This is a genomic window from Rahnella woolbedingensis (genome assembly GCF_003602095.1).
GTDB lineage: Bacteria > Pseudomonadota > Gammaproteobacteria > Enterobacterales > Enterobacteriaceae > Rahnella > Rahnella woolbedingensis.
Genome location: NZ_RAHH01000067.1, coordinates 1 through 4374 on the forward strand (window position 1 = coordinate 1; position 4374 = coordinate 4374).

At 50.3% G+C, this 4374-nt stretch carries 3 protein-coding genes and 3 pseudogenes; 4 read left to right on the top strand and 2 right to left on the bottom strand.

All coding sequences use genetic code 11. The features are described from left to right. Nucleotides 1–564: 564 nt before the first annotated feature. The 4 genes and pseudogenes from D6C13_RS25075 to D6C13_RS25090 form a co-directional block, all read left to right on the top strand. Nucleotides 565–954: pseudogene (locus tag D6C13_RS25075) on the top strand (IS21 family transposase); the annotation flags it as partial. 78 nt (nt 955–1032) lie between these two features. Further along, nucleotides 1033–1227, top strand: a pseudogene (locus D6C13_RS25080) (transposase); the annotation flags it as partial. Nucleotides 1228–1567: 340 nt separating this feature from the next. After that, on the top strand, nt 1568–1918 hold the full coding sequence (locus tag D6C13_RS25085) for a type II toxin-antitoxin system RelE/ParE family toxin (RefSeq protein WP_120135316.1): 351 nt from the start codon (nt 1568–1570) through the stop codon (nt 1916–1918). Beyond that, nucleotides 1915–2214 carry a helix-turn-helix domain-containing protein gene (locus D6C13_RS25090; protein WP_120135317.1) on the top strand — a complete coding sequence of 100 codons (300 nt, stop codon included), beginning with the start codon at nt 1915–1917 and terminating at the stop codon, nt 2212–2214. Before D6C13_RS25085 ends, D6C13_RS25090 begins: the two co-directional genes overlap by 4 nt. Nucleotides 2215–2308: 94 nt before the next feature. Here the strand turns inward: D6C13_RS25090 and D6C13_RS26275 are convergent. Together D6C13_RS26275 and D6C13_RS25095 are read right to left on the bottom strand one after the other, a co-directional pair. Then, nucleotides 2309–2461, bottom strand: a pseudogene (locus tag D6C13_RS26275) (IS6 family transposase); the annotation flags it as partial. Between the two features lie 170 nt (nt 2462–2631). Next, nucleotides 2632–4374: Ig-like domain-containing protein (locus D6C13_RS25095; RefSeq protein WP_244212807.1), on the bottom strand; the 1743-nt coding region annotated here is incomplete at its 5' end.

The following is a 4374-nucleotide window of genomic DNA, read 5'->3' on the forward strand; positions in this document are numbered from 1 at the left end:
CGGATCAGAGACATGGGCAGGTAACATCACAAAAAAAACAGCATGTTACCTGATAAGCCGCTTAATGCGACAGAGCCAAATATTGTACATGGTTAGGAAAATGAATCATCGTTTTAAAAAATTCCTGACCATGAATATCGATGCCTGAAGCGCAGTAATAGTCTGCTGCCTGGAAAGATATGGTAATAAAATGTTATTTTCGGCGCGTTTTTAACCTGAAACCCGCTTTTCAGACGCACTTACCCCGCTGCCTGTGCCAGAAGCCATCGTTTCCGGTCGATGTTATGCAGTCTTTCTGCCACTAACTCCGTGGCGTGTCTGCTGGCCTGCGCACTGCTGAACCGCGCACAGAATGCAAAATGGCGTCTGAATCGATCACGGTTTGGCATTTGAATCGATCATAATTTGGCATCACCATCGATCACGGTTTGGCACGCATCTCCGATCATGGTTTGGGATCCTGCCGATCACTCCGAGAATTAACTCTTTCTTATACGGTCTCCATTGCTGATTTTTACGCCAATGGAGACATCAATGTCCAAAAAGAGAAAAGCCAGGAGTTCCATGGAAATCTGTTTTAAGATTTTTCAGCTCAAGTTCGACCAGAAGCTGACCAACCGTTGTATCGGGCTGACCCTGAAAATCAGTGCGTCAACGGTTTTTAAGGTACTTGCCCGCTTTAAAGCCATGTCTCTGTCATGGCCCCTCCCCGCTTCGATGTCCCATGATGCCCTTGAAAAACTCATTTTTCCCGCCAAAGGCACACCGGCATCAGAACGGGTGATGCCCGATCTGCTTCACTTCGATACCGAGATGAGAAAACCCGGCGTGACCCGTCAACTATTGTGGATGGAGTACAAGGCTCAGGCCGGAGACCTGGCGATGGGGTACTCCCACTTCTGCCGCTGCTATCGGGAGTGGAAAAAAACACGCCGCCTCTCAATGCGCCAGGAGCGGCTTTGTTGAATAAATCGAACTTTTGGCCGTAATCAGGATCAGATCACCACATTCCCGATCCTGTAGCGGTATCACGTGGCAAAACAAAAGTTCAAAATCACCAACTGGGCTACCTACAACAAGGCGCTCGTTAACCGGGGCTCACTGACATTCTGGCTTGATGAGTCAGCCATCCAGGCCTGGTATGACGAGCCCAACACGTCTTCACGTGGTCGTCCGCAACGTTATTCTGAGCTCGCTATTAGGGGTCCGCTTGGAATACGGAAAATAAACCACGCTAAGGCTACTTTTCAACCAGAATGCTCTTGCCTCCCCCCGAACTACGGGGCTACTGCGTTTCAGTGTCCTAAACCGAACGTTTTCGTACATTCTTCTAAAAGCAGTCATGACATTGTTTTGTCTTTTACAACGTAGGGAGCGTGGGGAAAAACTGGACAGGCCGTTTGTGGTTCTAGAAATGCTCAAGCAAAGGAACCGTGGCCGTCCCAAGATCCTCAAACTCTCCCCTGTCAGGCAACTATCACCCTGCAAGAAACCTTTCATTTGGATTGAAAATATAACCCATAGCTTATATTATGAGATATAAGCTACAACTTATAAGGATTGCGCTTTGTGGACTGTCATATTTACCCCACGGTTTGACGCCTGGCTCTTGGAACAAGATGAGGCTATGCAGGAAAAGGTGTTAGCAGATTTGAGTAACCTCGAAACTTATGGGCCGAAGCTATCACGTCCTTATGCCGATACGGTCAAAGGTTCTAGGCACAAGAATATGAAAGAACTCCGCGTGCAGTATTCGGGGCGCCCTGTCCGGGCTTTTTTTGCGTTTGACCCCAAACGCCAAGCCATCGTGTTATGCGCCGGTGATAAAAGTAACGACAAACGATTTTATGAAACGATGATCCGATTGGCTGATGAAGAATTCACCGCACATCTAATCCTGCTCGAGGAGCAAAAATGAAAACATTACGTGATGCAATATCCGTTCGCTCGCCTGAGAGTCAGGCACGGATCAAAGAAATGGCGGATGAAATGATCCTGGAAACCGGCCTTCAGCTTATGCGGGAAGAACTTCAGCTTTCTCAAAAATCCTTAGCGAAATCTATGGGCGTTAGTCAGCCGGCGATCACCCAAATTGAGCAACGAGGCAATGAAGTGAAGTTAGCTACGCTCAAACGCTATATCGAGGCTATGGGGGGCAAACTTAGTTTAACTGTCGAATTGCCTGAAGGCGGAGGCAGAGTTTTTCATATCTGACCTGCTCGTCGACACTGCCGTAGCGGTTGCCACAATAATTATGGTTCTGTCGCATTAACAGAGCGGAGTCAGTAAAAGTTGCGCTGCCGATATTTTAGGCAGCCAACAAATAAAATTGTTCCGCCGGGGATAAATGCGCTCCGGCGGAATGCTGATATTGCCCTTTACGTATCATATGAATCAGTTCAATACCGGCCAGAAATGCTTGTGCCCGATGGAACGACTTAAATCCCAGCATCGTCCGTATTGGGGTCCGCCTGGAATTCGGAAATTATCCTACGTTTAGAGATTTGAGATTAACGAGTTGTTTCGTTCCAGTAAGCGGAACTGTCTGACCGTAAGGGGGCTACGCCGGAACCCCATAAAAAAATCCCCGGCCGGAGCCAGGGATCAATTAAGGTCAGAGTACGTCAGGGATTATGAAACCTGATGTAATTCCAGACCGTGCTGAACCAGCAACTCAACGTCACTGCCAGCATGCTGATACACCTCATACTGAATGCCGCCTGCCGTCACTGCACCGCTGTCCTGCCAGGTGTTGTGTGCCAGGTCGTCGACTTTCAGTTCAACCACATCACCCTGATCGCCGGTAACAGCCAGCTGTTGTTTGCCGTCCTGCACAAACAGATTCGGATGGGCTTCGCTGAGAATGTCGTTTAGCGTCAGATGAAGGGTGTTCTGGACATGATCAGTGATATCGACCGCAGCAGTTGATTTATGTGAATCGTCAATCTGTGCCAGGGTCAGCACGGATTCGTGCCCCGCCTGCGCATCATCCTGATAAGCCACCTGATGAACGAGTGGCTCGTGATAGGTGGATGTCACCGTAGACTCCCATTTGATGCTGGCCATATAAAGAAGGTTGTGGCAAGTAAACGAAGCAATAGTTTCCCCGCCGTTAGCTGTAAATATAGTTGATGGGAAGTTTATAAGCCCCCCGTCCGAGCCATAACTTGTACTTACTGAAATTACATGGCCTTCTGCATTGTAAAATGTGACATCATTTGCCCTGCGGTTATCATCGCCACCCATTCCACATATGGTTACTATATCTGCAACCCCTGGCAGGGTGACGTTAAAATTAATCCCGCCGTCAGTATCTCCCGTAACATAATATTGTGATCCCAATCCATCAACCAGGGTGCCAGGCTGGAGTCTCTGGTCCAGGTATATATTTGATTCAACCTTCACGCCGGCAGCAGTAGTAAAGCTGTAGCCCTTTTCATTAGAGGCATCACCAAAATGCTCTATTCCGGAGACATGCGGTGGCCCCGGCGGGGTAGTATCTACTGTCACCACAAAGTCACCCGAATGCCCGCTGGTGTGGCCCGCTGCATTCGTCGCCGTCGCAAAGAAAGTATGCTTGCCGTCAGGGCGTGCGGAGGGTGTAAAGCTCCATGAGCCATCACTGTGGGCTGTCGTCGACCCCAGAAGAGTACTGCCCTCGTATACTTTCACAATGCTGCCGGCGTCCGCATGTCCCTTCAGCTCCGGCGTGCTGTCATCGGTGGTGGTGCCCGATTTAAAGTCACCTTTGGAATCACCCACATCATCGTAGTAATCAGTGATGGTCGGCGTACCCGGCACTGACGTGTCGTCCTGGTTGCTGCCCACGCTTTCAACGGTGTAGCCCGTACTCCAGCCGCTCTTGTTGCCGGCCGCATCTGCCGCCTGCGCCGTGAAGGTCCAGTCACCCTTGATGCCGGTGATGCTCTGGGTGCCATGAAGCTGATAACTCCAGTGTCCCGCGTTGTCGGTCACCGCACTGCCCAGCGTGTAGTCTGTCCCTGCCGGGGAATGCGCCTTTATCGTCACAACGCTGTTCTTTTCTGCCGTACCTGAAATCAGGGGCTGACTGTCATCCGTTTTGCCGTGGTTCGCCACCGGTCCCTTTTGTGTTCCCACATCGTCATACACCTCAGTAATAACTGGTGCGTCCGGTGGGGTGGTGTCAGGAACATACGCATCAACATTCAACACAAAATCACCGGAATGTGAACTGGTGTTGCCGGCAGCATTCGTTGCCGTAACGGTGAAAGTGTGTCTGCCGTCAGCAAGAGCCCGGGCGATATCATAGAACCATGTACCCTTTGAATCTGCCGTAACAGAGCCAATCACAACCGCGCCGTCGTAAATCGTCACGATACTGCCCGCTGCCGC